The organism is Moorena sp. SIO3I6, assembly GCF_010672095.1.
This window is the reverse complement of the sequence record NZ_JAAHHU010000354.1, coordinates 1-4463: the sequence shown is the minus strand read 5'-3', so window position 1 is coordinate 4463 and position 4463 is coordinate 1. Positions and strand designations below refer to the sequence as shown.

At 44.9% G+C, this 4463-nt stretch carries 2 protein-coding genes; both read left to right on the top strand.

Annotated elements, in window-relative coordinates; genetic code table 11:
* Window positions 1-817, top strand: an 817-nt coding sequence (locus F6K49_RS35895; protein ID WP_293104482.1) for a DUF4384 domain-containing protein, incomplete at its 5' end; no start/stop codon positions are given.
* A 35-nt stretch (window positions 818-852) separates the two neighbouring features.
* On the top strand, window positions 853-4463 hold a 3611-nt coding region (locus tag F6K49_RS35890; protein WP_293104479.1), incomplete at its 3' end, for a CHAT domain-containing protein.

Genomic DNA, 4463 nt, shown 5'->3' with positions numbered 1-4463 from the left:
TCAGATTGGCAATATGGAAGAGTACGAGCTATTTGTGGGCATTATGTGGAATCGCTTAGGCACTCCCACACCCCGTGCCGAGTCTGGAACTGTGGAAGAATACGAACGAGCAGTTGCAGCTTTTGAGAGTAATGGCAAACCCGATATCTGGTTTTATTTTCGTGAGGCAGCAGCGAACCTAAATACAGAGGAGGAACTGATACAGCGAGGGAAGTTACTAACCTTTAAGAGAGAAGTTCAACGTAGGGCATTAACTCACGATTACAACACACCCTCGAACTTCCGCGAAAGGTTTCGTAACGATCTATTCCTGTGGTTAAACAAGGGACTCACCTTCGAGCAACTTTGGCAGCAGTTGGCGAACAAGTCCACTCCCACCGACCAAATGGGACCAATACTTGCCAGCGAGTTAGATATGGGGAGTTCTTTCCATGACTCCGTTCGTCTTGGGAGTAATATTAAGTTTCGAGTCAATCTTGACAGTGTGGGTTACTTATTACTGCTCAATAAAGGAACAACAGGAAAGGTGTATTGTTTATCCCCATCAGGTTATGTTCCCGAGCCTTATCTACCTGCTGGGATAACCATTTTGCCCCAGAACAGTTCGCCCAAAACATCTTTTAAGGTAACTGGGACTCTAGGTCTAGAGCAGCTTGTGGCAATTGTTACGACGGATAAACCCCCCCTGGACTGGTTGCCGAGAGGAATTCAAAAACCATTACAACTCAATGAAAAGCATTTAAATCAATTATTGGAGTACCTAGATCGCAGCTCAGATTGTCAGGTTCTCTATATGGAATATACAGTAACAGCATAATTGAAGTCCCAACAATTAAGGATCGAAACTCAGCAATGGACGAAAAACGCATCCAAGACTATCTGAATTTGATTGAATCGCTGCTGAATTGCTCCAGTGGGCAAGAATCAGAAATTTTGCAGACCAACTCAGAGCTAATAGATGAAGGGTTGGTGGAAGCGATCGAACAGGTAGCAGCCCATAAGGCAGAGGAAGGAGATGGTTATGCTGCTGATTGGTTGCTCAATTTGGTAGCACAACTGGTAGAGCCAATAGGAGAATCAGGAGAACAACGTCTACAAGAGTATCTCAATTTGATTGAATTACTGCTGAGCTGCTCTGTTGAGCAGGAAAAAGAGATTTTACAGGCTAACTCAGACTTGATAGATGAGGGGTTAGTAGGAGTTATGAAACAATTCGCAGCGGATTTGGCAGAGGAGGGTAATGGAAATGCTGCGAATCGGTTGCAGGATTTAGTAGCACAACTGATAGATTCAATCAAAGAAAGCCCATGGTATCAAATGAACCAAAAAGTTATCCAGCTTTATGAAAGTGGCAAACATAGTCAAGGGTTAAATCTTGCAGAACAGGCATTGGATGTAGCTCGACGTTCCCGTGGTGACGATCATCCTGATGTATTTACCAGTGTCAATAATCTGGCTTTGCTTTACCAAGCACTGGGGCGCTATCAAGAGGCTGAAGTGTATCACAAGCAGGCTTTAAACTTGGCAAAAAGTATTTTGGGAGATGAGCACGATGTTGTGGCTCAAAGTTTAAATAATCTTGCATCCCTTTATCAGTTACAAAGTTACTACGACAAAGCTAAAAACCTTTACGAACAATCCCTGGAGATGAGGCTGCACTTGTTGGGAGATGAAGATCTTGATGTAGCCCAAAGTCTGAATAATCTTGCATCGCTCTACAAGGATCTAGGTCGCTACAGTGAGGCTGAACGTCTATTCAAACAAGGCTTGGATATAACGCAACACCTGTTGAGGGACGAGCATCCTGAAGTAGCACAAAGTCTAAATAATCTGGCTGAAATCTACAGAGAGCAGGGGCGCTATAGGGAAGCTGAAAATCTTTACGAGCAAGTTTTAAATCTATTGAACAGTTGTTTTGGTAATGACCATCCTTTAATAGCCGTTGCTCTCAATAATCTAGGTTTGCTTTACCAGGCACAGGGACGGTATAGCGAAGCTAAAATTAATTATGAGCAGGCGTTAGAATTGAGACGAGCCCTACTGGGAAATGACCATGTCTATGTTGCTGACAGTCTCAATAATCTAGCCGAACTCTATCGGGAGGAGGGTCGCTACAGCAATGCCGAACTATGCTTAGAGCAATCTCTGGAAATGACACGAAACCTTTTAGGGGATGAGCATCCAAGAGTAGCTCAAAGTTTGAATAACTTGGCTTTGCTCTACCGAGAGCAGGGGCGCTATGATGAAGCTGAAACCCTCTACGAACAGGCGTTGGATATAAGAAGAAACCTGTTGGGTAATGAACATCCTGATGTAGCCCAAAGTTGGAATAATTTAGCCTTGCTTTATCGAATACAAGGTCGTTTTAATGAAGCTGAACCTCTCTTAAAGCAAGCATTGGATTTGTGGCAACGTTTGTTGGGTGATCGCCATCCCACCGTGGCTACTGGTGTAAATAATCTGGCTCTGCTCTATAATAATCAGGGTCGTTATAGCGAAGCTGAACCTTTATTAAAGCAAGGGCTGGATTTGTGGCGAAGCTTGTTTGGGTATAAACATCCTGCCGTGGCTACTAGTCTACATAATCTGGCTTCTCTCTACATTCAGCAGGGTCGTTACAGTGAAGCTGAACCTCTTATAGAAGATGCTTTGGATCTAACTCGACGCTTACAGGGGGAAAAGCATCCCTTTGTAGCTCAGAGTCTGCATACTTTAGCCTCTTTATTTGCTGCTACCAATAAGTCTGCAAAGGCATTAGAGCAGATGTTCCAAGCAACTGAAATCGAAAATAGCATAATTGGCCAAGTATTTGCCACTAGTTCGGAAAGCGATCGCATGGCTTATCTCCTTTCAATCAGAGGTCGGCTTGATGGCTTTCTCTCTTTAGTCTCAGGAGACCTTTCTAAATCTAATAAAGCGGTGCAGGTAGCACTGGATGTAGTACTAAAACGCAAAGCCTTGACAGCAGAAGCTTTGGCTGCCCAAAACCTTGCTTTTTCTAGTGGTTACTATCCTCACCTTACATCTGAGTTCCAGCAACTGCGATCGTTGAGCGACCAGATTGTTCGCCTGACCTTTTCTCGGCCCCAACTTAATGAAGTAACGGCTTATCAAGAGCATTTAGTTCAACTGGAAACCCGATATAAGAAACTCCAGAAAAAGTTGGCATCGCAGGTTCCAGAAATTCAACTACAGCAGCAATTAGAAACTGCTGAAGGCTCAACTGTGGCTTCCTTGCTAGCTGAAGGAACAGTGCTAGTGGAGTTTATGCGTTTTTATGTGTGGAACTTCAAGGCAATTCCTGCCCGTGGAGAACCAGAATGGCAATCCCCTCACTACCTAGCTTTTATCCTACCAGCCAAACAGCCAGACCGATTACAAATGATTGACTTGGGACTAGCAGAAGAAATTGAGAATTTGGTTCGGGTCTTCCGGGGGTCAGTAATTCCAGGAACTAAGAAGCCAGGAACTCTAATGGATTTTGAAGGCTGGGATAACGACCCAGTATTGGAACCGATGAAATACAACCCAGAAGCGGGTATCAAACTGCGCGAAGCCATTTTCGACCCTATTGGTTCAGTAGTTGATGGCGATTGCCAGCATCTGCTCCTCTCTCCTGATGGAGCCTTAAACTTAGTACCATTTGAAATTCTCCCCAGTGACAATACGGTCGAAAAGCTACTAATGGACGATTACACCATCAGTTATCTCAGCGTCGGGCGCGATGTCCTGCGCTCACAAATTAAAACTACCAAATCGGCATCTGACCCTCTTGTTATTGCCGACCCAGATTTTGATTTGGCAGCAGAAGGTGCTGAAGTAATTGTCAACAATGAAAAACAAGAACCTAAAGCCCTTACTAACAAGCAGGTTCAACTCCTCAGTAACGTAACTGGGGATCGCTTTGACCGCGCTCTGGGTACGCGATTGCTTGGCGAAAGCGCTGCCGAAATGCTCCAAGTCAAGCCCTATCTGGGATCTGAAGCACTGGAGTCCCACCTCACCAATAACCAATCTCCTCTAATCATTCTCCTTGCCACCCACGGTGTCTTCTTACAGGACTTGCCACCACAACCACCCACCCAGGAGCACTTTCTCTCCGGTTTCGATCGCTTCTCGTGGGTCAAATTAGAAAACCCCATGCTACGTTCTGGACTCGCTCTGGCAGGTGCTAATACTTGGCTAACGGGTGGCAATCTCCCTCCAGAGGCAGGTAAAGGCTTTGTTTTTGCCCAAGACGTAGCAGGACTAGACCTTTGGGCTAATGAACTCACCGTCCTATCTGCCTGTAATACAGCAATGGGAAATATCAAAATTGGGGAGGGAGTCTTTGGTTTGCGTCGTGCTTTTGCTGTAGCAGGTACAAAAACTCTAGTAATGAGTTTGTGGCAAGTACCAGACAAGGCTACTGCCTTGCTTATGGAGCAGTTTTTTGCCAATCTACAAAATGGTCTAAGTCGTGA